Genomic DNA, 24728 nt, shown 5'->3' on the forward strand with positions numbered 1-24728 from the left:
GGCGCTCGCGCCACGCGCGTCCCACACCCCACGAACGTACGTCATGCCACGGACGTCCCCCATGTCACCCATACGGGCTACGGGCTCCCTCCGAAGGCATCCGATGGCGGAAGCTTTCAGGTGTGACCATCCGCGCCCGCCCCGCCGTCCCAACGGGCCCGCCGCATGTCGAGTCGCGGCAGATGCCCCTCGGCGCTCCGGGCCGCCTCCTTCAGCGGTGTGCCCTCCGCGCGGTAGTGGTCGAGCGCGCTCAGCTCGTGGCCGGGCAGCAGCGCCCCGTCGGCTCGTACGACCCGCCACCACGGGACGGCGCCGCCGTAGAGCGACATCACCCGGCCGACCTGGCGCGGTCCCCCTTCCTGGAGCCACTCGGCGACATCGCCGTACGTCATGACCCGCCCCGGCGGAATCCGCTCCGCGACGTCGAGGACCCGCTCGGCGTACTCCGGCAGCGCGTCCGCGTACTCCTCGCGGGTGTCCTCGGCAGGGCTCGGCTCGCTCATTCGTCCCATCCTGCCGCACCCCACCGACATCGCGGCGCGGGCCGCGGGGTACGGCCCTCTCGCCCCGGGACGGCGCTTCCGGCAGACTGTGCGCCCGCGCATCCGCACCCTGATGCCCGCGTGTGCCGGTGGGGCATGCCACCATCGTGCGGGCGGTGACTGGTGATACGAGACCAAGAAGAGACCATGAATCAGCAGGGCGTGCATCCCGAGAGCGGGGCGGGCACCCCTGACGCCGCCGCGCGCCCCGACACCGCCGGCGGGGCGTCCAAGGGCGAGGGCACGCGCGCGCGTGAGCAGGGCAACGACGTGCGCGCGCGTGAGAACGACCACCACGAGAGCGAGGGGGCGCACGTCCCGGAGAACACGCCCCCCGACCACGGTCCGGGCGCAGACGACGATCCGCACGCCGAGGCCGTGGAGGGCGACGAACCGCTGCTCCCCGCGCGCGTGCACCGCCCCTCCGACCTCATGCGGCTCCTGGTGGGCCTGCTCGCCATCGTGGTGCTGCTCGCGATCGCCGCGTTCGCGCACGGCACCACCTCGGGCCTCGAACAGGACATCAACAAGGGCACCGGACAGGCCCCCGACCTGCTCATCAAGATCGCGGGTCTGGCCTCCAGCATCGCGATCCTGCTGGTGCCGGTCGCCTTCGCGATCGAGCGGCTGATCAAACGGGACGGGCTGCGCATCGCCGACGGCGTCCTCGCGGCCGTCCTCGCCCACGGAGTGACCCTGGCGACCGACCTGTGGGTCGCGCGGGCCGCACCGGACTCGATCCAGCAGGCGCTCACCCAGCCCTCGCCGGGCGACATCCACGCCCTGACCGACCCCGTGCACGGCTATCTGGCCCCCGTCATCGCCTATATGACGGCCGTCGGCATGTCCCGCAGACCCAGATGGCGCGCGGTGCTGTGGATGGTGCTGCTGCTCGACGCGTTCTCGATGCTGGTCACGGGCTACACCACCCCGTTCTCGATCATCCTGACGGTGCTGATCGGCTGGACGATCGCCTACGGCACGCTGTACGCCGTCGGCTCCCCCAACGTCCGCCCCACCGGGCAGACGCTGATGGCGGGCCTCAGGCACGTCGGCTTCCACCCCGTCAGCGCGGCCCGCGAGGAGGCCGCGGAGTCGGAGAACGGCGACCGCGGCCGACGCTACTTCGTCACCCTGGAGGACGGCCCGCCGCTGGATGTCACGGTCGTGGACCGGGAACAGCAGGCCCAGGGCTTCTTCTACCGCGCGTGGCGCAATCTCACCCTGCGCGGTTTCGCCACCCGCTCCAGCCTGCAGTCGCTGCGCCAGGCGCTGGAACAGGAGGCGCTGCTGGCGTACGCGGCGATCGCGGCCGGCGCCAACGCGCCCAAGCTGATCGCCACCTCCGAACTCGGCCCCGACGCCGTCATGCTCGTCTACGAGCACTCCGGCGGGCGCATGCTGGACTCGCTGGCCGACACGGAGATCACCGACGAGCTGCTGCGGAACACCTGGCACCAGGTGCAGGCGCTGCAGTCACGGCGCATCGCGCACCGCAGGCTCGCAGGTGACGCGATTCTGGTGGATCGTTCCGGCAGGGTGATCCTCACGGAGTTGCGCGGTGGCGAGATCGCGGCCGGTGAGCTGCTGCTGCGCATGGATGTGGCGCAGCTCGTCACGACGCTCGGTCTGCGGGTGGGCGCCGAGCGGGCGGTGGCCTCGGCGGTCGGCGTGCTCGGCCCCGACGCGGTCGCCGACTGCCTTCCGATGCTGCAGCCGATCGCGCTCACGCGCTCCACGCGCGCGACGCTGCGCCGGCTGGCCCGGGAGCGCGCCCAGCGCGAACGGGAAGCGGTGCTGGAAGCGTCCCGGCAGGCCAAGCAGGCCCGCCTGGAGGAGGCCGCGGAGACCAGCGAGCCCGCACTCGAGAATTCCGGCAAGAAGACGGTCCGCGCCGAGCAGCGTGCGGAGCGGCGGGCCATGGACGAAGCCCTCGACGAGGCCCGCGAGGAGGATCTGCTCACCCAGATCCGGCACGAGGTGCTGCGGATCAGGCCGCAGGCGCCCGTGGAGCCGGCCCGCCTGGAACGGGTGCGGCCGCGCACGCTCATCAGCTTCATCGCGGGTGCCATCGGCGGGTACTACCTGCTGACGCAGCTCACCCACATCGAGTTCGGCACGCTGTTCGCGCAGGCCCAGTGGGGCTGGGTGCTCGCCGCGGTGGCGTTCTCCGCGCTCAGCTATGTCGCCGCGGCGATGGCGCTGCTGGGCTTCGTGCCGGAGCGGGTGCCGTTCCTGCGGACGGCGGCGGCGCAGGTCGCCGGGTCCTTCGTGAAGATCGTGGCGCCTGCCGCGGTCGGTGGTGTCGCCCTCAACACGCGCTTCCTGCAGCGCGCCGGCGTGCGCGCCGGGCTCGCGGTGGCGAGCGTCGGCGCATCGCAGTTGTTCGGGCTCGGCTGCCACATCCTGATGCTGCTGTCCTTCGGCTATCTGACCGGCACGGAGAAGACGCCGTCGCTGTCGCCGTCCCGGACTGTCATCGCGGGTCTGCTGACGGTGGCGGTGCTGGTGCTCGTGGTGACCTCGGTACCGTTCCTGCGGAAATTCGTCGTCACGCGCGTGCGGTCGCTTTTCGCCGGTGTCGTACCGCGCATGCTCGATGTGCTGCAGCGGCCGCAGAAGCTCGTCACCGGCATCGGCGGCATGCTTCTGCTGACGGCCTGCTTCGTGATGTGCCTGGACGCCTCCGTCCGGGCTTTCGGCAACGGCACCGCCTCGCTCAGCATCGCCAGCGTCGCCGTCGTCTTCCTGGCCGGCAACGCGCTCGGGTCCGCGGCGCCCACCCCGGGCGGCGTGGGCGCGGTGGAGGCGAGCCTCACGCTCGGCCTGATCGCCTTCGGCCTCCCCAAGGAGGTCGCCGCTCCGGCCGTGCTGCTGTACCGCCTGCTGACGCTGTGGCTGCCGGTGCTCCCGGGCTGGCTGGCCTTCAACCACCTCACCCGCAAGGGAGCTCTGTAGGCAGGGGAGCCCCATGGGCGGGGGCGCGCCTGGTCATGGCAGGTGTGCACGTCTCCTCATGGCAGAAGTGCGCACCCCGTCGTGGCAGAAGTGCGCACCCCGACGCGGCAGAGGTGCGCCCCTGGTCATGACGGCAGTGCGCGTACCTCGTACGGCTCGTGCCCCGCGCGCACCGGCGTGCACGCCCCCAGGATGGGGACATGGCGAATCCCTCCCGGCTGCGCGCCGCCGCCCTGACCACCTCTGCCCTGCTGCTGTCCGCCCTGCTGGCCGGATGCGGCGACGGCGCCAAGGGCGGCGATCTCTCGGCACAGCAGCTGGACTGGAAGGACTGCCCTGCTCCGTCCGAGGCGGAGGGCGGCGGCACCGCCCCCTCCCCGCTGCCGGGCGGCGGCACCTGGCAGTGCGCCACCATGCAGGCACCGCTGGACTGGAGCAAACCGAAGGGCGACACCATCGGCATCGCCCTGATCCGCGCCAGGGCCAGCGGCCCCGCGAGCAAGCGGATCGGCTCGCTGGTGTTCAACTTCGGCGGGCCCGGCGGCAGCGGTGTCAGCACGCTGCCCGCGTTCGGCGAGGACTACGCCGCCCTGCGCGCCCGCTACGACCTGGTCAGCTTCGACCCGCGCGGGGTCGGCCGCAGCGCGCCGGTGAAGTGCGAGAGCGACGCCCAGCTGGACACGTACTTCCAGCAGGACTCGACGCCCGACAACGGTGCCGAGCGCACCGCGCTGGTGAACCGCACCAAGCAGTTCAACGCGGCCTGTGAGAAGAACTCCCGGCAGATCCTCCCGCACGTGGCGACCACGGACGCGGCCCGCGACATGGACCTGATGCGCCAGGTCCTCGGCGACGACAAGCTGCACTACTTCGGCATCTCCTACGGCACCGAACTCGGCGGTGTGTACGCCCACTTGTTCCCCAGGAACGTCGGCCGGGCCGTGCTCGACGCCGTCGTCGACCCCACGCAGAACCCCGAAGAGAGCGCGCTGGGACAGGCCAAGGGCTTCCAGCTCGCGCTCGACAACTTCGCCCAGGACTGCACCTCGAAGACCTCGGAGTGCCCGATCGGCAACACCGCGCAGGATGTGAAGGACCGCATCGCGAAACTCCTGAACGACCTGGAGCAGAAGCCGATCCCGGGCATCCCGCCGCGTCAGCTCACCCAGACCGCCGCGACCAACGGCATCGCACAGTCCCTTTACTCCAAGGATTTCTGGGAGTACCTCACCGAGGGCCTGCAGCAGGCGTACGAGGGCGACGGCAAGATCCTGATGCTGCTGTCCGACTCGATGAACGGCCGCAGCGAGAACGGCGAGTACAGCAACATCACCGCGGCGAACACCGCCATCAACTGCGCCGACGAGAAACCGCGGTACACCGCCGACGACATCCAGCAGAAGCTGCCGGAGTTCCGCGCCGCCTCCCCGCTGTTCGGGGACTACCTGGCCTGGGGCATGGTCAGTTGCACCGACTGGGCCGTACCGGGCGCCGCCGATCACCCCGACGTCAGCGCACCCGGTTCGGCGCCCATCCTCGTCGTCGGCAACACCGGTGACCCGGCCACCCCGTACGAGGGCGCGAAGAAGATGGTCGAGGCTCTCGGCAAGGGCGTCGCCGTCGAGCTGACGTACAAGGGCCAGGGGCACGGCGCGTACGACAGCAAGGACAAGTGCGTACAGAGCGCGGTGAACGCCTACCTGCTGGACGGCAAGGAACCGCAGACCGGCACGGTCTGCTCCTGAGGCGCACGGGAGCCCGGGTACGGCGTCACTTCTCGGCCCGCTGGGTGATGGCCGCCTCGGTACGGTCTCCCAGGAACTCGTACCAACGGCGTTCGAGGCAGACGTAGCGCACGTCCGCTTCGACGAGGCTGAGGAAACCCGACACGGTCTCGCTGAGACGTTGTTGCAGCCCCGGATCGGCCAGCGTTCCGTCTTCGGCGAAGGCCTGGTAGCTGTTGGCCACGCTGAACATGTCCGGGTAGACACGGGTGCCCAGGTGTTCCAGGGGAATGCGCAGAGCCCACAACCCGCGGTTGCCGCCGACCAGCGACGGCGAGGCGGAGACGAGCAGCGCGTGCTTGGTCTTGAACGGCTGCGGCCTGACACGCGAGACCCAGTCGATCGCGTTCTTCAGCACTCCCGGCACGGAGGCGTTGTACTCCGGCGAGGAAATGACGAGGGCGTCGCTCTGCTCAAGCCGGTCGCGCAGGGCGAGGGCGCCGTGCGGCAGCCCTTCGCCGGCCTCCATGTCACCGTCGTACAAGGGCATGTCGAAGTCGCGCATGCCGGCGAGGTCGACGGCGGCACCGGTGTCGGAGATGAGCCGGGCCACGAGGGAGGCGAGACGGGCGTTGGTCGAATCGGCCCGCAGGGCCGCGCCGAAGACCAGGAACCGCAGCGGGCCGGGAAGCGAGTCCGTGGGCATGGGTCCGTCCTTCCGTCGCGGGCAAGCGCCTCCTGGAGGGCGCCCCACCAACCAGTGTGGTTCCCCGACGGACGTCACGCGACAGGGGAGGACCGCAGCTGTGCCGCCCTGTGACCGTCCGCGACCAGCCGACGCCAACCCACAACAACGACAGAAGCCCACGGCATCCGAACCGGTCACAGCCGTGGGCTTCTTCTGTCCCGCAGGTCGGCGGGACTGTTGATCAGTAGACCGGCTTGTGCGGTTCGATCTGGTTGACCCAGCCGATGACGCCGCCGCCCACGTGGACGGCGTCGGCGAAGCCCGCGGACTTCAGGACGGCGAGGACTTCCGCACTGCGGACACCCGTCTTGCAATGCAGGACGATCTTCTTGTCCTGCGGGAGGGTCTGCAGGGCGGCGCCCATGAGGAACTCGTTCTTCGGGATCAGCTTGGCGCCCGGGATGGAGACGATCTCGTACTCGTTCGGCTCGCGGACGTCGATGATCTCGATGTTCTGGCCGTCGTCGATCCACTCCTTGAGCTGCTTCGGAGTGATCGTCGAGCCGAGGGCGGCCTCCTGGGCCTCCTCCGACACGACGCCGCAGAAGGCCTCGTAGTCGATGAGTTCGGTGACCGTCGGGTTCTCGCCGCAGACCGCGCAGTTCGGGTCCTTGCGGACCTTGACCTGGCGGTACTGCATCTCCAGGGCGTCGTAGATCATCAGGCGGCCGACCAGCGGCTCACCGATGCCCGCGAGGAGCTTGATGGCCTCGTTGACCTGGATGGAGCCGATGGACGCGCACAGCACGCCCAGGACGCCGCCCTCGGCGCAGGAGGGGACCATGCCGGGGGGCGGGGGCTCCGGGTAGAGGCAGCGGTAGCAGGGGCCGTGCTCGGACCAGAAGACGGACGCCTGACCGTCGAAGCGGTAGATCGAACCCCACACGTACGGCTTGTTCAGCAGCACGCAGGCGTCGTTGACCAGGTACCGGGTCGCGAAGTTGTCCGTGCCGTCGACGATCAGGTCGTACTGGCTGAAGATGTCCATCACGTTCTCGGCTTCGAGCCGCTCCTCGTGAAGGACCACGTTCACGTACGGGTTGATGCCCTTGACGGTGTCACGGGCGGACTCCGCCTTGGACCGGCCGATGTCGGACTGACTGTGGATGATCTGGCGCTGCAGGTTCGACTCGTCGACCTCGTCGAACTCCACGATGCCGAGGGTGCCCACGCCCGCGGCGGCCAGGTACATCAGCGCCGGCGAGCCCAGGCCGCCGGCGCCCACACAGAGCACCTTGGCGTTCTTCAGCCGCTTCTGCCCGTCCATCCCGACGTCGGGGATGATCAGGTGGCGGGAGTACCTGCGGACCTCGTCTACGGTGAGCTCAGCAGCTGGCTCGACCAGGGGTGGCAGCGACACGGGGACTCCGTTGATCGGTCAATCACTACAGTTGTTCTCCTCGTAACACTGCCACGGCCTTCTTCATTCCGAGACACCTGTTCCGATACGCGAGACGATTTCGTCCCAGTAGCCGGGCATCGTCTCCCAGGGGTCGGCGCGGCCGCGGCGGTCCGTGCGGTCGGTGAAGTAGATCGTCGCCGCTCCCTGCCAGCGTGCGATGCGCAGCGCCTCCTCCAGGTGGCCACGGGGCACGCTGTGCACGAAGTGGCAGAAGCGGTCGGGCGGATAGTCGGCGGTCCACTCGGCGACCTGCGACCAGCGGTAGTCGGACCAGGCGCCCGAGAAGGTCACCAGCTGGTCGGCGTGCTCCGCGTACCCGGGGTACGGGTGGCAGCCGTGGCCGAGGACCATGTGGGCGGTGTCACTGATCGCCCGGAGGGTGGTGACCGCACGGCGGACCTCGGGGAGCGCGGTGCGGTCGGTGGGGCAGCGGTCCAGCAGGAAGCCGTCGACCCGGTACCAGTCGAGGTGGCGGTGGGCGTCGGAGAGCAGGTCGCCGAAGGCGCGGGCGCCGTGGGTGAGGTCCAGGTGGCCGAGGACCCGGACACCCGTGCCGCGCAGCCGGCCCGCGGCTTCCAGGCAGTGCGGGTCCGGGCGGCTGCCGGGGCCCCCGGCGACGTTGAGGACCACCCAGTTCAACGGGGTGCCCGGGCGGGCGAGTTCGGCCCACTGGGCGGGGGCGACGAGCGGATGGGCGTAGCCGGGGATGCCGAGGGCGGTGCGCAGGCCGGTGCTCGTGGTGCCTGCTGTGGTGCTGGTCAGATGCGGCATGCCGCCTCCATCCAGATGTCGGCCAGGGATTCTTCGAGGTTGATGCGGGGCCGCCAGCCGAGCCGGTCGCGCGCGGTGCGCACATCGGCCTGCTGCCAGCTGCCGCAGCCGTCCGGGTACGGGTACGCCACCGGGGCCGCGTGGTCGGAGTCGGCGCGGGGGTGGCCGATGGCGCCGCGCAGCGGGCCGGGCGGGGCGTCGAGCTCGTGGAGGGCACCGCCGTACCCGGCCACGCGCGCGAGGACGGCGGCGGCGTCGCGGAGACGGACGGAGCGGCCGGAGCCGATGTTGATGACGCCCTGGGCGGCGGAGAGCGACGCGGCGTGCACGGCACGGGCGACATCGCGTACGTCGACGAAGTCGCGCTGGACGCCGAGGCCGCCGAGTTTGAGTTCGCCGTCGCCGGACTGCATGGCCCGCCGCATGGCCTCGGCGAGCCGGCCCAGCGGGGAGCCGGCCGGGGTGCCGGGCCCCGCCGGTGAGAAGACGCGCAGCACGACGGCGTCCAGGCCGGAGCCGAGGACCAGTTCGGTCGCGGCGAGCTTGCTGACGCCGTACGGGCCGCCGGGGCGCGGTACGGCGTCCTCGGCGGTGGAGGAACCGGGCTGGCTCGGCCCGTACTCGGCGCTGCATCCGATCTGCACCAGGCGGGCGCCGCAGCCGCTGCGGCGCAGAGCCTCGCAGACGGTGGCGACGGCCACGGTGTTGTGCCGGGTGAGCTCGCGGGCGCCGCCGCGGATGGCGCCCGCGCAGTTGATCACGACCCCGGGGTGCACCGCGTCGAGGAAGCGGGTGAGTGCGCCGGGGCTGCCGGTGGCGAGGTCGAAGCGGACGTCGGCGTCGTCGCCGCGGCCGAGCGCGGTCAGCTGGACGGCCGGGTCGGCGAGCAGGCGGTCGGCGACGAAGCGGCCGATGTATCCGTTGGCTCCGATCAGCAGAACCCTCATCGGGCGGCTCCCGGGGTGTGGGCACTGGCGTGACGGGCGGGGCCGGTGTGGCTGACAGGTTCCATGTGACTGGCGGGACCAGTGTGACGGGCAGCGGCGGCACGACTGATGCGGCCGCTGTGACTGACAGGACCCACGTGGCTGGCGTGATCGGTGTGACTGGCACGGGCTGCGGGACTGATGGGGCCGCTGTGCCTGGCGGGGCCCACGGGTGCGGTGGGCCAAAGGGCCCCGGTGGGCCAGGAGGCCCCGGTGGGCGAAGAGGCCCCAGTGGGCCAAGAGGCCCCGGTGGGCCAGGAGGGTGCGGTGGGTCCGCCCGCTCTCACGGTGCCGGCGGATCCGGTGAGTCCCCGGACTCCGGCTCCGGCGGTCCCGGCGGCTCCTGCGCCCACGGCTGCGGCAGCTGCGGACGAGCCGGGGGCTCCGGGGGCTCCGGACGCTCCGGGTCGGGAGGTGGTCATCTGGCTTTCTCCTTCAAAAGGGGTGGTGCGACCGCCTCCGGCGGTGGTTCGGGCCGGTGGCGGAAGGTTCACTCGGGGGCTCCCGTGGGCGCGTGTGCCGAGGCCTGGGTGAGGGTGCGGCCGGCGTGGACCAGCAGGGCCAGCGCCGCGACCCCACAGGCGAGGGCCGGAACGGCGGCCACGCCCCAGGCGCTCACGAGGGTCTGTACGGGGGCCGACAGGACCGCGCAGCCGGGCAGCCTCGCGGCCAGTGGCAGGGCGACGGACAGCGCCTCCGTGGCCGCCGCGGCGCCGAGCACCACGGCCGGGGCGTGCCGGTGGTGGTGCACGGTGAGCAGGCGGGCGAGCAGGAGCAGCGCGCCCAGGGCGAGGGACTGCGGGTAGGCCGCGGGCTCGTGCAGGACGGCGCCGCACACCAGGAGCAGTGCGGCGAGCGCGCCCAGGAACAGGGCGAAGGTGCCGAACAGCAACGGTTTGGCGGCGGCCGTGAAGTCCCCGAGGCCCCGGCTGCCGGCGAGCCTGCGTCGCGCGCCCGCGGCGAGCAGATGGGCGCACCAGGCGGCCGGGGCGCAGGCCAGCGTCAGGGCCAGGACGGGCGCGGTGGCGATGGGCCAGGGGCCGTCCGGGGCGCCGGTCGGCAGGGTGTCGGGGCCACCCGTCACGGCGGCCCTGAGGAGACCGTCGCCGAGGAGGGCGTACGCGAGAAGCCAGAGGGTCCACGCGCGCGTGCCGTTCGCCGTGCGCCACGCGTGTGTGCCGGTGCCGGCCGGGCCGGCCGGGCCGGCCAGGGGACCACGGCGCAGCGCGGCACGCACGGCGAGGGCGACGGCGAGGACGCCCGCGAGGGCGACCAGGAGGCGGGGGTGGCCCTGGGTGAGGCGGAGTCCGGCCAGGGTGGCCGCGCCGAGGGCGCCGGGCAGGAGGGTGAGCAGGATCCAGTCCGCGCGGACACGGGGTGCGGGGAGGGGCTCGGTGCTGGGGCCTTGCTCGCCGCCCCGTGGCACGCGCGCGTACAGCTCCTCGGCGAGCGAGAAGACGTCGCGGTGGCGGAAGCGGGCGGCGGTCCGGTCGGTGACGCCCTGCGCCTCCAGCCCGGCGGCGATCTCCAAGGGGTCCACGGCCCGCTCGCACAGGTCGCGGTGCTGGTGCAGCAGCGCCTTCACAGGGTCGCCGGCTCCCCGCCGGGGTGCGGCGACGCGCCGCTTGCCCGACTCCGGACCACCCGAACACCCGTTGCCGGACAGCGAGTTGAGCGAACCCGGATCCTCCGGTTCCGCCCGGGTCAGGACGCTCGCCGCAAGCGGTACGGGGCCGGGCCGGTCAGCGACATCGGCGGGGCCACCCGCACCGGGCACGGAGCCGGACGGCACGGAAGAGCCCGCGCGACCCGACGGGGTCTCGCCGGACCAGGCCTCCTCACCACCCCAGTCGCCACCCCGGTCTCCCTCGCCCCACTCGCCCGGCCGCGGGTCCCAGGGTTCTGCTCCCCGGGGCGCCCCGGGCCGGTCCAGCCCGCCCGGCGCACCAGCCGCGCGCTCCGTGTCACCGGAAGCACCCGGCACGGCGGCCGGACCCGAGCCTTCCGGCTCCCCCGGCACCTTCCATCCGCTCAGCCCGCTCATCACGCCCCCTCCGCAGCCGCCAGCGGTGTCGCGCGTACCGGTGCGGCCGTGGCCCAGCCGGGAACGGTCCGGGGCAGGACGCCCGCCGTGGGGCCGGTCCAGCGGCCGGAGACGTGGGACTCGGCGGGGACGGCGAACGGCAGAGGTGCGCCGGCCTCGTCGAGGACGACCCGGCGGACCGGACAGTGCGAGACGATCTCCAGGTAAATGTCGTGAAATGCTGCGATGTTCTGCTCGACGGTGAACAGTTCGAGCGCGCGGGCGCGCGCGGCGGCACCCAGGCGCTCACGGCGCTCGGGGTCGCGCAGCAGCGCCACACACGCCTCCGCGAGCGCCCTCGGATTGCGCGGGGGCACGACGAGGCCGGTGCCCCCGATGACCTCCACCACCGCGCCGACGTCGGTGGAGACCGTGGCCCGGCCGCAGAGCATGGCCTCGATGAGGCCGATCGGGAAGCCCTCGACCACGCTGGACAGCACGACGACCGCTCCGGCGGCGTACGCGTCGGGCAGTGTGGGAGCCTCCGGGCCGCCGATCTCCTCGAAGGAGACCGGGTTGTCGCCGACGGCGTGCACGCCCTCCGCCTCGTCCGGGAAGAGCTGTGCGGCGAGCGCCCGGCAGTGGCCGAGGTAGGCCGCTCCCTCGGGTCCCGAGGGCGCGCCGACGATCCTGAGCCGCGCGTTGGGCTCCTCCTTGCGGACCTCGGCGAAGGCGTGCAGCAGCGAGATGAGGTCCTTGGCGGGTTCGATGCGCCCGACCCAGATCAGCGTGTCCGGTTCGGCGCGGTCCGGGGCCTCGCCGACCTCCGCGAAGCGGGCGGCGTCCATGCCCGGGTGGACGGTGCGGATCCGGGCCCGGTCGGCACCGCACCGTTCCTGCCAGCGGCGGGCGTGGGCGTTGCCGGGGGTGAGGATCTCGGCCTGCCGGTAGACCTCCGCGGCGAGCCGGCCCTGGAAGGCGCCGAGCAGCGCGCGTACGGCGGGGGCGGCTGTGTCGGGGCCGAGGGCCAGATAGTGCGAGCGGAGCGGTACGCCGTACTCGGTGACGAGCAGCGGCACGTCGGAGAAGTGGCGGGCGAGCAGCCCGGGCAGGGCGGCGGACCCTCCGGCGGCGGCGTGGCAGAGGTCGGCCGCGCCGAGGCCGTCGTCGCCGTACCAGTCGAGCGAGAGGGGGCGCAGGGCGCGTTCGAGGTGCGCGGTGACGGTGAGCAGATCGGGTACGCGCGCCTCGTGCGCCGTGCGCAGCGCGCCGGGGGCGCGGCAAGCGCGTTCGAGGGCGTGCACGGCGGCGTCCGAGCGCAGGGCGCCGACGAGTCCGCCGTACTCGCGGGCGAGTTCCGCGAGTCCGTACAGCGCGCTGCCGAAACGGTCCGGCAGATCGGCGGCCGCACCCTCGGAGGCGGCGTCGGCCCCGGTCCCGGCGCAGATCGCCCCGACGAGTTCGCCGTAGCACTCGGTGAAGCGCCGGCGCGCGCGCCGCCCGTGAGCGACCCCGTCGTCCTCGGACTTCCACAGCGGCGCCGTACGTACCCGGTCGACGTGCGGCGGCAGCGGGACCCAGCCGTCCTCCTCCTGGCGCCGGCTGCGGCTGAGCGCGTAGATGTCGAACTCGTGCTGCTCCAGCCCGCGTACGAGCCGGTCGCACCAGAGTCCGGCGTCACCGCTCACATAAGGGTAGCCACCCTCCGTAAGCAGTCCGATGCGCACGTGTGCACCCCCGATCTCCCGTCTGGGGAGCCGCCGTTGTCCCGGCGGCTCGCAGCGGGACGAACGTAAGGGGACAAGGCGGTGGTGCGACGGACGGTTGTCCGTCGCACCACCAAAAGGGGTGAACGGTCGTAACTTTCGCGTGCGGGTCGCGTTCGGCCGCGCTAGGGCTTCACACTGCGATCGACCAAGCACAAAACGTTACGCCACGGCCGGCTCCCGACGAGCCGCACGCCGCTGGGCCGCCAGCTCCGGATCGAGTGCGGGTACGGCGGCCAGGAGCTGCCTGGTGTACGGCTCGCGTGGGCTGTCGTACACCTCGTCGGCCGGCCCGTACTCGACGATCCGGCCCCGGCGCATCACGGCGACCCGGTCGCTGACCTGCCGTACGACGGCGAGGTCATGGGCGATGAAGACCAGCGCCAGGCCGAGTTCCCGCTGGAGTTCGCCCAGCAGCTCGACCACCTGGGCCTGCGTGGTCACGTCGAGCGCGGAGACCGGCTCGTCACAGACGATGACGCGCGGTTCGGCGGCGAGGGCCCGGGCGATGCCGATGCGCTGGCGCTGGCCACCGCTGAACTCGTGCGGGTAGCGGTCGTAGTGCGCCCTGTCGAGCCCCACGCGCTCCAGCAGTTCCATGACGCGCCCCCGGATGCGCCGCTCGTCTCGTTCTCCCCGCGCGCGGAGCGGGTCGGCGATGGACTCGCCCACGCTGCGGCGGGGGTTGAGGGAGGAGACGGGGTCCTGGAAGACCATCTGGACGGCCGGGTTCACGCCGGTGTGCGGGCGGCCCGCGTAGCGGATCGCGCCGGCCGTCGGCTCCAGCAGGCCGACCAGCATCCGGCCGAGCGTGGTCTTGCCGCTGCCGCTCTCGCCGACCACGCCGAGGGTCTCGCCCCGGCGGACGGTCAGCGAGACGTCGTCCACGGCCGCGAACGCCCGCTTGCCGCGCCCGAACTCGCGCCGCAGTCCGGTGGCCTCCAGCACAGCCTCGTCGGCGGCCCGCGAGCCGGTGCGGCGTGCGTCCACGCGCGGGACTGCGTCGAGGAGTTCGCGGGTGTACGCCTCGGCGGGCGCGGCGAGGACCGTGCCGACGGGGCCGTGCTCGACGGCCCTGCCGTGCCGCATCACGAGGAGGTCGTCCACGCTCTCGGCGGCGACGCCCACGTCGTGCGTGACGAGCAGCAGGCCCATCCCGGTCTCCTCGCGCAGCGTGTGCAGCAGGTCGAGGATCTGCGCCTGGACGGTGACGTCGAGGGCGGTGGTCGGCTCGTCGGCGATCAGCAGGTCCGGCTCGCAGGCGAGCGCCATGGCGATGAGGGCGCGCTGGCGCATTCCGCCGCTGAACTCGTGCGGCCGGGACCGGGAGCGCCGTACCGCGTCCGGAATTCCAACCCGCTCCAGCACCTCCACGGCACGCGCGTGTGCGGTACGACGCGACACGCGCGTGTGCACGCGATAGACCTCGGCGATCTGGTCGCCGATCGCGTAGTACGGGTCGAGCGAGGACAGCGGGTCCTGGAAGACCATGGCTGCCTTCGCACCGCGCAGCCGCCGCAGTTCCTCGTCCTGAGCGGCCTGTACGTCCGTGCCGGCCACGTGGACCGAGCCGGTGACCCGGGCCCCCGTGTCCCGGTGCAGGCCCAGCAGGGCGCCCGCGACCGTGGACTTGCCGGAGCCGGACTCGCCGACGAGGGCCAGCGCGGCGCCCTCGGCCAGGCTGAAGGAGAGTCCGTCCACGGCCCGCAGGGAGCCGAACTCGACCGTCAGGTCGGTGACTTCGACCAGGCTCATACGAGCACCACCCGTCGGTCGGCCACCGCGTACAGGACGTCCGCGACGGCGTTGGCGAGGACCACGAAGAAGCCGATGACCAGGACCATGCCGACGACCACCGGCAGATCGACGACCTTCACCGCGTGCACCAGCTCCTGGCCGATGCCGGGCAGGCCGAACAGGGTCTCGGTGAGGACGGCACCACCGACGGCGGAGCCGACATTGTTGGCGTTCAGAGCGATGACGGGCGCCATGGCGCCGCGCAGGGCGTGCCGGCCGACGATGGAGCGCTCCCCGGCGCCGTACGCGCGGAAGGTGCGGATGTGGTCCTCCGCCAGGGTCTCCAGCATGGCGGCCCTGGTGAGGCGGGCGAAGGCGGCGGCCTCGATCAGCGCGAGGGAGAGCCAGGGCAGCAGCAGGTTCCAGGCCCACTGCTCGGGATCGTCCGTGAAGTTCACGTACTCCGGGAAGGGCAGCAGCTGGAGTTCGCCGCAGACGACGATCATCAGGACGAGGCCGATGACGAAGACGGGCGTGGCCGTGCCCGCGAGGGTGACGGCGGTCAGCACCCGCTCGGAGACCCGGCCGCGCCGCCACGCGGACAGGACACCGGTGCCGACGCCGAGGACCAGCCACAGCACCATGGCGCCGAGGACGAGCGACAGGCTGACGGGCAGCTTGGTCAGGATGATGTCCAGGACCTGCTGGTCGGTCTGGTACGACTGCCCCAGGCAGGGTGCCGTGCAGTGCTCCACCGAGGTGCCCGTGGAGAAGTCCTGGCCGACGAAGAGGCCCTGCAGGAAGTGCCAGTAGCGCAGGTACAGCGGGTCGCCCAGTTTCAGCTGTGCGGCGACCTGGTGCACCTGTTCCGGAGAGCAGCGCGGGCCGCAGGTGATCTGGGCGACGTTGCCGGGGGTGGCGTAGAAGACGACGTAGACGATCACCGAGATGGCGAGCAGGGTGACCACCGTGCCCACGGCCCGGCGCAGCAGGAATCCACCGAAGCCGCTCATGCGGTTCCCTCCTTCTCGCTCGCTGCGGGCTCCCTGCGACCGGTGCCGACGCGCAGGCGCGAGGCGGCGCGCGGGTCGAGGGCGGTGCGCACGCCGTCACCCAGGACGGTGAGGGCGAGGACGGTGACGAACAGAGCGCCGGCCGGCAGCAGCAGGTACTGCGGCGCGGCCTGGTACCAGACGTCGGCGGCGGTGAGCATCTGCCCCCAGGAGGGGGTCGGAGGCTTCACGCCCACGCCGAGGAAGGACAGGGCCGCCTCCACCGTGATGTTCGTGGGCACGAGCAGCGCCGCATAGGTGATGACGGGTGCGGCGAGTCCGGGCAGCAGTTCCCGGCGGGCGATCCGCCAGGCGCCCCAGCCGCTCAGGCGGGCCGCGGAGACGTAGTCGAGCCCCTTCAAGGAGAGGGTCTGGGCCCGCACGATCTTCGCGACGGTGCCCCAGGCGATCAGGCCGATGACGAGGGTGACCAGGACCGGCCGCGGAAAGCCGGCGGGCACGATGGCCAGCAGTGCCAGCGACATGATCATCAACGGCATCGAGACGATGATGTCCGTGGCCCTGCTCAACAGTTGATCAACCCATCGGTTGCCGAGCGCGGAGGCCACACCGACGGCGACACCGATGGCGACCTGCACCACCGTCGCCGCCAGGGCCACCCCCAGTGACACCCGCGCCCCGTAGACCAGCCGGGCGAACATGTCGCGTCCGGTCTGCGGTTCGACTCCCAGCCAGTGGTCGGCGCCGATGCCGCCGAAGGAGCCGACGGGCACGCCCCCGCGCGCGGAGTCGATCAGGGAGGGGTGGTACGTGGTGGGGTCCTGGCCCTCCAGCGCGGTGAGCAGCGGCGCGGCGAGCGCGACAAGGACGAGCAGCGCGACGACGGCCGCGGCGACCAGGGCGGCGCGCTGCGCACGCAGCCGCCGCCAGAACTGACGTGCCCCCGAGACCGCCGGGACGGAGGTGTCCGCCCCGGCGGTCTCGACGGCGACAAGTGCCTCGCTCACGGCGTCACTTCACCGCGACCTGGGAGATGTCCAGCACGCCGGTCCAGTCGCTGATGACGATGTTCTTGACGTCCGAGCCGTACAGACGCTTGTAGACCGGGTGGAACAGCGGCACGACGAGGGCTTTCTCGCCGATCTTCTTGTCCAGTGCACCCCATCGCTTGGCGGCCGCGTCAAGGTCGGTCAATTTGTTGATCGCGTCAATCTCGTCATTGACCGACTTGTCATTGAGCAGGCCCGTGTTGAAGTTGGCTCCATCCTTGACGATCTGCCGGCCGTCGAAGATCGGGGCCAGGAAGGGGCCGCCGGAGGGCCAGTCGGCACCCCAGTGCGCGAGGAAGAAACCGGGCTCGGTCTTCACGCTGTGGATCTTGTCCTTGTAGTCGTTCAGTTCCAGGCCCTGCAGCTTGACCGCGATGCCGGCCTTCTTGAGCGCGTCCTGGACGGCGGTCGCGATCTCCGGGCTGGTCTCGAAGTCCCTGGCGTTGGAGTGGGTCAGCGTGATGGTGAGCCCGCTCTTGTAACCGGCCTGGGCGAGCAGCTCCCTGGCCTTGGCCGGGTTGCCGGAGGCGCCGGCCGTGAACGGGTCGTACGGCGTGTAGCCGAAGGACTTCTGGTTGGGCAGGAAGGTGGTCGCGGACTCCGCGAGCGCGCTGCCGCCGGCCGCGTTGACCACCGAGGACCGGTCGACGGCGTACGCGATCGCCTCCCGCACCTTCGGATTGTCGAACGGCTTCACGGTCGGGTTGAACGCGATGTAGTTCGTGTAGCCGAAGTGGCCGGTTCCCACGCGCGCGGCGAGTGCCTTGTCCCCGCTGACCTTGGCGAGTTCCGCCGGTCCGAGGTTGGTGTCCGTGGTGACCGCGGCCGCGTCCGCACCCTGGGAGGCGGACAGCCGCTGGTTGATCACGGAGGAGTCGAGGCCGGAACGGACGTCGATGGTGTCCGGGTACGCCTTGCGCTCGGCGTCGGTGGCCGCCGACCAGTACGTGTTGCGCGCGAGGAGCACGTGCTCGCCGTCGTTCTCGTTCTTGACGACCTTGTACGGGCCGGACGAGATCGGGTGCTCCTCGTACTTGGTGCCGTTGTCCTTGCTCTTGGGCACCGGCGAGAACTGCGTCTGGGTGGCGAGGAACGGGAACTCGCCCTCGGGCTTGTTCAGATGGAAGACGATGGTCCGGGCATCCGGCGTCTCGATCGCCGAGAGCCCCTTCTTGTCCTTGTACGGCCCCTGGTAGTCGGCGGCGCCGACCAGCCAGTCACGCAGGTACGGCGCGCCGCCGGACAGCTCGGGGGCGAAGGAGCGCTCGATGCCGTACTTGATGTCGGCCGAGGTGATCGGCGTACCGTCCTCGTACTTGAGGCCCTTCTTCAAGGTGTACGTCCATACGGTCGCGTCCTTGGCGGGGCGTCCGGTGTCGGTGGCGAGGTCGGGGACGACCTTGGAACCGGCCGCGCCGTTCTCGCGGTTGCGCGTGGTGAGGGTGCGGAAGACCAGCGAAGGGACGTTTCCGCCGCCGGAGGTGTAGAGGCGGGCCGGGTCGAAGTCGGTCTGCGGCTCGGAGTTCAGCACCGTCAGGGTGCCGCCCTTGTGGGGCGTGGAGTCGCCACCGGAGCCCTTGGCATCGTTGTCCTTCGGGCCGCAGGCGGCGGCGCCCGCTGCCACGACCAGGCTGACGGATGCCGCTGCCACGCGGCGCGCTATGACGGACGGTTGACGCATCGGAATGACGACCTCTCGGGGAAATGATCGGGGCCCTGATCAAGGGCTTCTCGAAGAATGAGACGTGTGGACGAGGAGTGAGACGACTGCGAGCAGACGTCGGCCCCGACGCCGGGTCGCCGAAAAATCCGTGACCACGGTCACGGACGGAGAAATGAGGAAAGGTCGCGACGCGAACGCCGGGGAGGCGGCGTCAGCGACAGTGCACGTCGGACACGCAGAGCGCGGTCACGCCGATGAGCGCCAGCTCGATGGCTGCGCTCTCACGGACGGCATGACTGGACCACATGCGCAGAAATATGAACGAACATACGCCTCATGTCAATGTGACGTGAGCGGCGCCTGTCAACTCCCCGGATACGGCCAGGGATTGGGCAGACAGTGGATTCCGTCATGGTCGAGGAACTTGGTCTGCTGCTGCATGACGGGAGCGAGTTCGCCGTTCTTCTGGCAGCTCACATGGCCGTACCCGAGCCGGTGGCCGATCTCATGATTGATCAACATCTGCCGGTAGGGGTGGATTTCGTCCCCGTATGTCCTGCTTCCCTGGGCCCACCTGTATGCATTGATCATCACTCGGTCGGTGGAGGCGGAGTCGCAGGAGACGTTGTCCTCCGTGGTGTCCAGCCCGGACTTGGCGCACCACTGGGCGGTCGTACCGGGGCTCGCCAGGGTGATCACGAAGTCGGGCTTGCCGGAGGAGATCCGCTCGAAGGTACGGGCGCCACCGTGGGCCCAACTACGGTCGTCGTTCAGGGTCTTCTGCACGGCCTCGGCGAACAGCTCACCGTCCAGGCCCATGCCCTGCTCGACGTCCACGCGATAGGTGTACTTCCGCCCGGTGCCGGGCGCCTTGGCGAAACCGGGCACCGCGTCGAACTTCCCGGAGCCCTTCAGCGTGGCGCTGAGCGGGTACTTCCGGTCCATCTTCTGCTCGTACGACAGCGTGACCGTGCCGGGCGAGGCGGACGGGGTCCGGCCGCCCTCGGCACGCGCGTCACCTGCCTGGTCGGGCGCGGACCGCGACTGCGTACCGCTGTGGTCCTGCGACTTGGCCACCTGTCCGGCGACGATCACCGCGAGCACGGTGGTGACGGCGGCCGCGGCGATACCCGTGAGGGTCCTGCCGCGAGGCGCTCCCTGGGGGGTGGTTCCGTCGTCTCGCGACTGCGGGTGCGCCTCGGTTGCTCGCGCGGTTCCCCGCGCCCCTTCCGGGGCGCGTGCCTCCGGCGCTTCGGCCGGGTGCTCCTCGGCGGGGCGAGACGCCCCCTTGCGGGGTGCGAAGACGTCGATGTCCTCGTCGGCTCCGGCCGCGCCACCGCGCCCGTCGGCGAAGGCGTCGAGATACTCCTGCCGAGGCCCGGCTCCCCGCCCTGCCCCCGGCCCCGGCCCCGCCGGGCGCTGCCGCGGAAGTACGGCACCGGGCCCGGCCGCCCCCGCGAACTCACCCCAGCCACCACCGGCTTCCCGCTGCTGCGGGTGTCCACCACGAGCGCCAGCACCCCCAGGAAAACGGGGCACACCGCGCGCGGGGGTGCCGTCGGGAAACCTCGGGACCCCCTGCGCGGGGGTGCCGTCGGGGAATCGGGGCACACCGTGCGCCGGAGTCCCGTCGGGAAGCCTCGGAACACCATGGGCCGGCGTGCCGCCCATCGTCGCCTGTCGCTGGCCCGGCAGCAGCGGCTGCCCGCCTCGCGGCCCAGCAGCACCGTAAGGCCCTGCCCCATACGGCACCCCGGATGCGCCCCCTTGCCCCGGAACGTTCCTGCCGGCGCTCGGGCGGGTGTCCTGCTGGGGTGTGCGGTCGGCGGTTATGTCCGCGGAGTCGTCCTTGGGGGCCGGGCCCCGCCGGCTGTGGCGTCCCACGCGGGCCTCAGCTCCCCGCGCCCGGAACGGTGACGGCGTCCTCGGCGTCCGTGCCCGACTGCCCGGTGTCCACGAGGAGTTCGCGGAACGCCGTGGCCACCACGTCCGGGTACTCCATCATCGCCACATGCCCGGCGTCCGGCAGGGACAGCAGGCGGGAGTCACGGAAGGAGCGGGCGGCACGGCCGGACATGCGGAAGCCGACGAGCTGGTCGCGGCCGCCGTAGACGAGCAGGGTCGGAGCGAGCACGCGCTCGGCCTGGCGCCACAGCCCGTGCTGCCCGCCGAGCGTGTACGCGTTGACGATCCCGCGCGCGGAGCGGGCCATCGCGTCCCAGAAGTACGGCAGCTGCAGCCGCCGCTCCAGCTCCTCCACGGCGTCCTGGAACGCCTCGGGCGACACCCGCGACGGGTCGCCGTAGCAGAGCGCCATGACCCCGCGCACCCGCTGCTCGGCCGTCCACTCCTTGGTGAGCCGGGTGAACAGGGCCGCGACCCCGGGCACGCCGAGCAGCGCGGTCGGCGCCGCGGCGCGCTGGATGCGCAGCTCCGGCAGAGCGGGCGACACCAGGGTGAGCGTACGGACGAGGTCGGGTCGTACGGCGGCCACGCGCGTGGTGACCGCGCCGCCGAGCGAGTTGCCGAGCAGGTGGACCGGGCCGCGGTCGGCCGCGTCGAGATAGCGGATCACCGCGCGCGCGTGCCCGGTGACGGAGTAGTTCCCGTCGTCCGGGGGCGGCGAGTCACCGAAGCCGGGCAGGTCGAGCGCCTCGCTGTCGACGACGCCGTCCAGCTGGGCCATCAGCGTCGACCAGTTCTGCGAGGAGCCGCCGAGCCCGTGGACGTACAGCGCGGGCGGGAGGCCTTCGCGCGCGGGACGGCGGGAACGGATCGACAGGGTGACCCCGGGCAGCCCCACGGACCGCAGCCGCTCGCCCTCGCCGATCCGGACGGGCGCCACTTTCGGAAGCACACTGGCGGCCGGCACGGACGGTGACTCGGTCGAAGACATGCGGCAATGTTACGAGGTGATCACGCCGGGGTTCGTGTGTTCGCGGTCACAGAGTGAACCGAGAGTGACAGGCGAACCGGACGAGTGTGAGCGGAACGTACGCGATCGGTGAACACCGGTGTTCATCGGTGAACAAGGGCAGCGAACGGACGAGACGGCATGGCGCACGGGAGGGGTGTCTCCTAGGCTCGTACCGAGGGCACCCGTATGTGGCCCCTGCTGCTTCCAGGGACGTTAGTAGGAAGGGAGCCCACCATGGCCTATCCCACAGAGCCGGACGGGACCGAGGACGATCTGGAGACCGACCCGGCCGAGATCGACGTCGAGGCACCCGAGGGGGACGCCGCCGAGCAGCACGCCGAACTCACACCGGAGCATGACGACCCGCTGACAGGCGTGGACCCGGACCGTGCGAATGTGGCCGATCTGGTCGAACAGGCGCGTGTCGTCTCACTCGACGAGGACGACTACCGCTGACCCCGACGCGGTCCCGCGGCCGCACCCGGAGCCCGGTGCCGCTTTCGCCACCGTCCGGTACGTGAAATTCTGCGCTCGCACCGCGCACACCACGGTTACCGAAAAGTACGATGGCCGCGCGGCTGACACCGCGATATGGACGACTTTGGGAGGCGGCGTGACAGCCATCGAGCAAACTGAGGCGGCACGCCCGCGTGGCACCCGTCTGCCGCGCCGAGCCCGACGGAACCAGCTGCTGGGCGCGGCCCAGGAGGTTTTCGTCGCGCAGGGCTATCACGCCGCGGCGATGGACGACATCGCCGAGCGGGCCGGCGTGAGCAAGCCGGTGCTCTACCAGCACTTCCCCGGCAAGCTCGACCTGTATCTGGCCCTGCTGGACCAGCACTGCGAGTCGCTGATCCAGTCCGTGCGGGGCGCGCTGGCCTCGACGACCGACAACAAACAGCGTGTCCGGGCCACGATGGACGCCTATTTCGCGTACGTCGAGGACGACGGCGGCGCGTTCCGGCTGGTCTTCGAGTCGGACCTGACGAACGAGCCCGCGGTCCGCGAGCGCGTCGACAAGGTCACGAACGACTGCGCCGAGGCGATCTGCGAGGTCATCGCCGAGGACACCGGCCTGTCGCGCGCGGAGTCGATGCTGCTGGCCTCCGGCCTCGGCGGTCTGGCCCAGGTGGTGGCCCGCTCCTGGCTGCACAGCGACCGCAGCGTGCCGCGCGACCAGGCGGTGCAGCTGCTGACCTCGCTGGCCTGGCGGGGCATCGCCGGCTTCCCGCTGCACGGCACCGAACACCACTGAGCACCGCTGACGGCTGTTTGTTCCCGCATCCTGTTCGCTGACGGCGTTCCGGCCCGCAGCGTGTACGTCCCCTCACCGGACTAATGTGTGCTGGGTACGGCGCGGAAGATCGCGCACATCACTGACCGTCGGAGGGACAAAGCCGTGGAGGTCAAGATCGGCGTGCAGCACGCGCCCCGCGAGATCGTTCTGGAGAGCGGTCAGAGCGTCGAGGAGGTCGAGCGCCTGGTGTCCGAGGCGCTGGCCGGCAAGACGCAGTTGCTGAGCCTTGAGGACGAGAAGGGCCGCAAGGTCCTGGTGCCGACCGACCGCCTGGCGTACGTGGAGATCGGCGAGCCGACCGTGCGCAAGGTGGGGTTCGGCGCGCTGTAGGCCGACGGAGTGAAAAGGGCCCGGTGACTGTGTGCCACCGGGCCCTTTCACGTGGGGCGTGACCACGGTCTTCCGTAGGCTTCTGCACGGTCTGTGCTCACAGTTGGAACACGAGTTCTCCACAGCGGAGGGTTGTACTCCGCAGGTCACGGGTATGACGGGCTACGACCGTATCTGGCCGGACCGGCCGTGGGAGGGACCCGACATGATCCTGGAAGCACTCGGATCCGCAGTGCTCGGTCTGATCCTCGCCGGGGCGGCGGTGTACCGCCTGTCGCACCGCCTTCCGGCCCGCCCGCTGGTCCTCTCGACAGGTGTGGCCGGTGCCCTCTTCGGCGACTTCGTCACCCACACCGCACTCGGCCCCGGCGCCGCCTGGCTGAGCCTCCTGGGCGCCGCGATCATCTCGGCAGCGTCCCTGTCCCTCCTCCTGCGCCCGTCAGCGGGCCTGCGCCGACGATCAGCGACGGCGTAGCACCGGCACTTTTGCGGCGGGCCCCCAGGGGCGCGGGGAACTGCGCGACAGGCCGCAACAGACCCGCAGCCGCGCGACTCCCCGCAGCCACCCCCCACTGGGAGCTACGCCGCCAAGCCCAGCGCAGCCATCCGCTTGGTGTGCGCCTCGGTGATCCGCGAGAACATCCTCCCGACCTCGGCAAGATCGAACCCGTCGGCCACCCCGCCCACGAGCATCGTGGACAGCGCGTCCCGGTCGGCGACCACCCGCTGGGACTGCGACAGCGCCTCTCCCATCAGCCGCCGCGCCCACAGCGCCAGCCGGCCGCCCACGCGCGGGTCGGCGTCGATGGCGGCCCGCACCTTCTCCACCGCGAACTCGGCGTGCCCGGTGTCGTCGAGAACGGCGAGAACCAGTTCCCGGGTGTCGGAGTCGAGCCGGGCCGCGACCTCCCGGTAGAAGTCGCTCGCGATCGAGTCGCCGACGTACGCCTTGACCAGGCCCTCCAGCCAGTCCGAGGGCGCGGTCTGCCGGTGGAAGCCGTCGAGCGCGGCGACGAACGGGTCCATGGCGGCCGTCGGCTCCTCGCCGATCTCGGTCAGCCGGTCCCGCAGCCGCTCGAAGTGGTGGAACTCGGCCGAGGCCATCTTCGCCAGCTCCGCCTTGTCCGCGAGGGTCGGCGCGAGCTTCGCGTCCTCCGCGAGCCGCTCGAACGCCGCCAGCTCCCCGTACGCGAGCGCGCCGAGCAGGTCCACGACGGCGGCACGGTAATGCGGGTCGGCGGAGGCCCGCGCCCAGTCCTGGGCGGCGACGCCCGTGGGCGCTGCGGAGTCCTTCTCAGGCTTGTCAGAGCTAGTCATGAGGCGCACAATAGTCCGCTCGCGTGACCCCGGAAGGCCCTGGTGGATCAGTGTGACCACCATGACGTGACCAAATCGGCCATCGCATGTGCGTGAATCCGGGGTATGGTGGTAATGCGCCTGCCAGAGTGCGTCGACGGTGTTCGACGTCTCCCGACAGGGCGCACGCATGAGGATGCCCGGTCGGTGGCCCGATCGGCTCCGACCCGACAGCCCTCCCTGGCCGTACGACACAGTGCGTACGACGACCGGAGGAACCCTCAGCGGTACGAGCGCTAGAGCGTCGGCAGAGGTCCCGTGCTTTACGGCTTGCCCCAGTGGTTCGCCCGTACGGCAGCCGACGTCCCCGGCACGGTCCGTCATGACCCCCGCGCTCGCCTCGCACCGCGCACACAGAAGAGGCATGACCCTGACTACGACGTTTCGAGAACTCGGAATCCTCCCCGAGACCGCCGAGGCCCTGGAGGCCGTCGGCATCATCAACC

At 71.5% G+C, this 24728-nt stretch carries 21 protein-coding genes; 6 read left to right on the forward strand and 15 right to left on the reverse strand.

The genetic code is table 11. The features are described 5' to 3' along the window. Nucleotides 1–116 precede the first annotated feature (116 nt). Nucleotides 117–503, reverse strand: coding sequence for an MGMT family protein (locus tag AV521_RS25230; protein ID WP_076090949.1), 387 nt, complete (start codon nt 501–503; stop codon nt 117–119). Nucleotides 504–689: 186 nt separating this feature from the next. Here AV521_RS25230 and AV521_RS25235 point away from each other — a divergent pair, with 186 nt between their 5' ends. Next, on the forward strand, nt 690–3500 hold the full coding sequence (locus tag AV521_RS25235; RefSeq protein WP_076090951.1) for a lysylphosphatidylglycerol synthase domain-containing protein: 2811 nt from the start codon (nt 690–692) through the stop codon (nt 3498–3500). Nucleotides 3501–3700: 200 nt separating this feature from the next. Further along, the gene (locus AV521_RS25240; protein ID WP_076090953.1) at nt 3701–5245 is read left to right on the forward strand and encodes an alpha/beta hydrolase; all 1545 of its coding nucleotides are present in this window, start codon (nt 3701–3703) and stop codon (nt 5243–5245) included. Nucleotides 5246–5270: 25 nt separating this feature from the next. On the opposite strand, the gene AV521_RS25245 is transcribed toward AV521_RS25240, so the two are convergent. The 13 genes from AV521_RS25245 to AV521_RS25300 all read right to left on the reverse strand — a co-directional run bounded on the left by AV521_RS25245 (nt 5271) and on the right by AV521_RS25300 (nt 21278). Beyond that, entirely contained in the window at nt 5271–5930 is a 660-nt protein-coding gene (locus AV521_RS25245) for an NADPH-dependent FMN reductase (RefSeq protein WP_076090955.1), read from the reverse strand. 223 nt (nt 5931–6153) lie between these two features. Further along, nucleotides 6154–7332, reverse strand: coding sequence for an adenylyltransferase/sulfurtransferase MoeZ (gene moeZ, locus AV521_RS25250; protein ID WP_076090957.1), 1179 nt, complete (start codon nt 7330–7332; stop codon nt 6154–6156). A 63-nt stretch (nt 7333–7395) separates the two neighbouring features. Then, nucleotides 7396–8145 (reverse strand): spherulation-specific family 4 protein, encoded by a 750-nt coding sequence (locus tag AV521_RS25255; RefSeq protein ID WP_076090959.1) that lies wholly within the window; start codon nt 8143–8145, stop codon nt 7396–7398. Further along, nucleotides 8133–9092, reverse strand: coding sequence for an NAD(P)-dependent oxidoreductase (locus tag AV521_RS25260; RefSeq protein WP_076090961.1), 960 nt, complete (start codon nt 9090–9092; stop codon nt 8133–8135). Before AV521_RS25260 ends, AV521_RS25255 begins: the two co-directional genes overlap by 13 nt. A 529-nt stretch (nt 9093–9621) precedes the next feature. Then, nucleotides 9622–11175: a hypothetical protein gene (locus AV521_RS25265; RefSeq protein WP_305965187.1), complete on the reverse strand. Its 1554-nt coding sequence runs from the start codon at nt 11173–11175 to the stop codon at nt 9622–9624. Further along, a complete protein-coding gene (locus tag AV521_RS25270) occupies nt 11175–12881 on the reverse strand; it encodes a DUF3492 domain-containing protein (protein WP_076090963.1) in 1707 nt (568 codons plus the stop codon). Before AV521_RS25270 ends, AV521_RS25265 begins: the two co-directional genes overlap by 1 nt. 201 nt (nt 12882–13082) lie before the next feature. Continuing rightward, a complete protein-coding gene (locus tag AV521_RS25275; RefSeq protein ID WP_076090965.1) occupies nt 13083–14675 on the reverse strand; it encodes an ABC transporter ATP-binding protein in 1593 nt (530 codons plus the stop codon). Next, nucleotides 14672–15670 carry an ABC transporter permease gene (locus tag AV521_RS25280; protein ID WP_076090967.1) on the reverse strand — a complete coding sequence of 333 codons (999 nt, stop codon included), beginning with the start codon at nt 15668–15670 and terminating at the stop codon, nt 14672–14674. The genes AV521_RS25275 and AV521_RS25280 overlap by 4 nt, the downstream gene beginning before the upstream one ends. Further along, nucleotides 15667–16677 carry an ABC transporter permease gene (locus AV521_RS25285; protein WP_076090969.1) on the reverse strand — a complete coding sequence of 337 codons (1011 nt, stop codon included), beginning with the start codon at nt 16675–16677 and terminating at the stop codon, nt 15667–15669. Before AV521_RS25285 ends, AV521_RS25280 begins: the two co-directional genes overlap by 4 nt. Before the next feature lie 4 nt (nt 16678–16681). Continuing rightward, nucleotides 16682–18400 (reverse strand): ABC transporter substrate-binding protein, encoded by a 1719-nt coding sequence (locus AV521_RS25290; protein ID WP_076090971.1) that lies wholly within the window; start codon nt 18398–18400, stop codon nt 16682–16684. Between the two features lie 193 nt (nt 18401–18593). Continuing rightward, nucleotides 18594–18689, reverse strand: coding sequence for an Ms4533A family Cys-rich leader peptide (locus tag AV521_RS52755; RefSeq protein ID WP_371917062.1), 96 nt, complete (start codon nt 18687–18689; stop codon nt 18594–18596). 56 nt (nt 18690–18745) lie between these two features. Next, the gene (locus tag AV521_RS25295; RefSeq protein WP_076090973.1) at nt 18746–20266 is read right to left on the reverse strand and encodes a DUF3152 domain-containing protein; all 1521 of its coding nucleotides are present in this window, start codon (nt 20264–20266) and stop codon (nt 18746–18748) included. Nucleotides 20267–20273: 7 nt separating this feature from the next. Then, nucleotides 20274–21278 carry an alpha/beta fold hydrolase gene (locus AV521_RS25300; RefSeq protein ID WP_107481006.1) on the reverse strand — a complete coding sequence of 335 codons (1005 nt, stop codon included), beginning with the start codon at nt 21276–21278 and terminating at the stop codon, nt 20274–20276. 255 nt (nt 21279–21533) lie between these two features. Between AV521_RS25300 and AV521_RS25305 the strand changes: the two genes are divergently transcribed. From AV521_RS25305 to AV521_RS25320, 4 genes are all read left to right on the forward strand, one after another. After that, nucleotides 21534–21755: a hypothetical protein gene (locus AV521_RS25305; protein ID WP_076090975.1), complete on the forward strand. Its 222-nt coding sequence runs from the start codon at nt 21534–21536 to the stop codon at nt 21753–21755. Between the two features lie 157 nt (nt 21756–21912). Beyond that, nucleotides 21913–22554, forward strand: a complete 642-nt coding sequence (locus AV521_RS25310; RefSeq protein ID WP_076090977.1) for a TetR/AcrR family transcriptional regulator — start codon at nt 21913–21915, stop codon at nt 22552–22554. Nucleotides 22555–22698: 144 nt separating this feature from the next. After that, entirely contained in the window at nt 22699–22926 is a 228-nt protein-coding gene (locus AV521_RS25315; protein WP_076090979.1) for a DUF3107 domain-containing protein, read from the forward strand. Nucleotides 22927–23131: 205 nt separating this feature from the next. Next, the gene (locus AV521_RS25320; protein WP_076091177.1) at nt 23132–23401 is read left to right on the forward strand and encodes a hypothetical protein; all 270 of its coding nucleotides are present in this window, start codon (nt 23132–23134) and stop codon (nt 23399–23401) included. Between the two features lie 104 nt (nt 23402–23505). On the opposite strand, the gene AV521_RS25325 is transcribed toward AV521_RS25320, so the two are convergent. After that, nucleotides 23506–24252: a ferritin-like fold-containing protein gene (locus tag AV521_RS25325; protein WP_076090981.1), complete on the reverse strand. Its 747-nt coding sequence runs from the start codon at nt 24250–24252 to the stop codon at nt 23506–23508. Nucleotides 24253–24728 lie beyond the last annotated feature (476 nt).

It is taken from the genome of Streptomyces sp. IMTB 2501 (genome assembly GCF_001953885.1).
Taxonomy (GTDB): Bacteria; Actinomycetota; Actinomycetes; order Streptomycetales; family Streptomycetaceae; genus Streptomyces.

Bases quoted from the DNA above. Each gene is read 5' to 3' on its own strand.
- AV521_RS25230 (WP_076090949.1), bottom strand. From the start codon at position 503: ATGAGCGAGCCGAGCCCTGCCGAGGACACCCGCGAGGAGTACGCGGAC.
- AV521_RS25235 (WP_076090951.1), top strand. From the start codon at position 690: ATGAATCAGCAGGGCGTGCATCCCGAGAGCGGGGCGGGCACCCCTGAC.
- AV521_RS25240 (WP_076090953.1), top strand. From the start codon at position 3,701: ATGGCGAATCCCTCCCGGCTGCGCGCCGCCGCCCTGACCACCTCTGCC.
- AV521_RS25245 (WP_076090955.1), bottom strand. From the start codon at position 5,930: ATGCCCACGGACTCGCTTCCCGGCCCGCTGCGGTTCCTGGTCTTCGGC.
- AV521_RS25255 (WP_076090959.1), bottom strand. From the start codon at position 8,145: ATGCCGCATCTGACCAGCACCACAGCAGGCACCACGAGCACCGGCCTG.
- AV521_RS25260 (WP_076090961.1), bottom strand. From the start codon at position 9,092: ATGAGGGTTCTGCTGATCGGAGCCAACGGATACATCGGCCGCTTCGTC.
- AV521_RS25265 (WP_305965187.1), bottom strand. From the start codon at position 11,175: ATGAGCGGGCTGAGCGGATGGAAGGTGCCGGGGGAGCCGGAAGGCTCG.
- AV521_RS25275 (WP_076090965.1), bottom strand. From the start codon at position 14,675: ATGAGCCTGGTCGAAGTCACCGACCTGACGGTCGAGTTCGGCTCCCTG.
- AV521_RS25280 (WP_076090967.1), bottom strand. From the start codon at position 15,670: ATGAGCGGCTTCGGTGGATTCCTGCTGCGCCGGGCCGTGGGCACGGTG.
- AV521_RS25290 (WP_076090971.1), bottom strand. From the start codon at position 18,400: ATGCGTCAACCGTCCGTCATAGCGCGCCGCGTGGCAGCGGCATCCGTC.
- AV521_RS52755 (WP_371917062.1), bottom strand. From the start codon at position 18,689: ATGTGGTCCAGTCATGCCGTCCGTGAGAGCGCAGCCATCGAGCTGGCG.
- AV521_RS25300 (WP_107481006.1), bottom strand. From the start codon at position 21,278: ATGTCTTCGACCGAGTCACCGTCCGTGCCGGCCGCCAGTGTGCTTCCG.
- AV521_RS25305 (WP_076090975.1), top strand. From the start codon at position 21,534: ATGGCCTATCCCACAGAGCCGGACGGGACCGAGGACGATCTGGAGACC.
- AV521_RS25320 (WP_076091177.1), top strand. From the start codon at position 23,132: ATGATCCTGGAAGCACTCGGATCCGCAGTGCTCGGTCTGATCCTCGCC.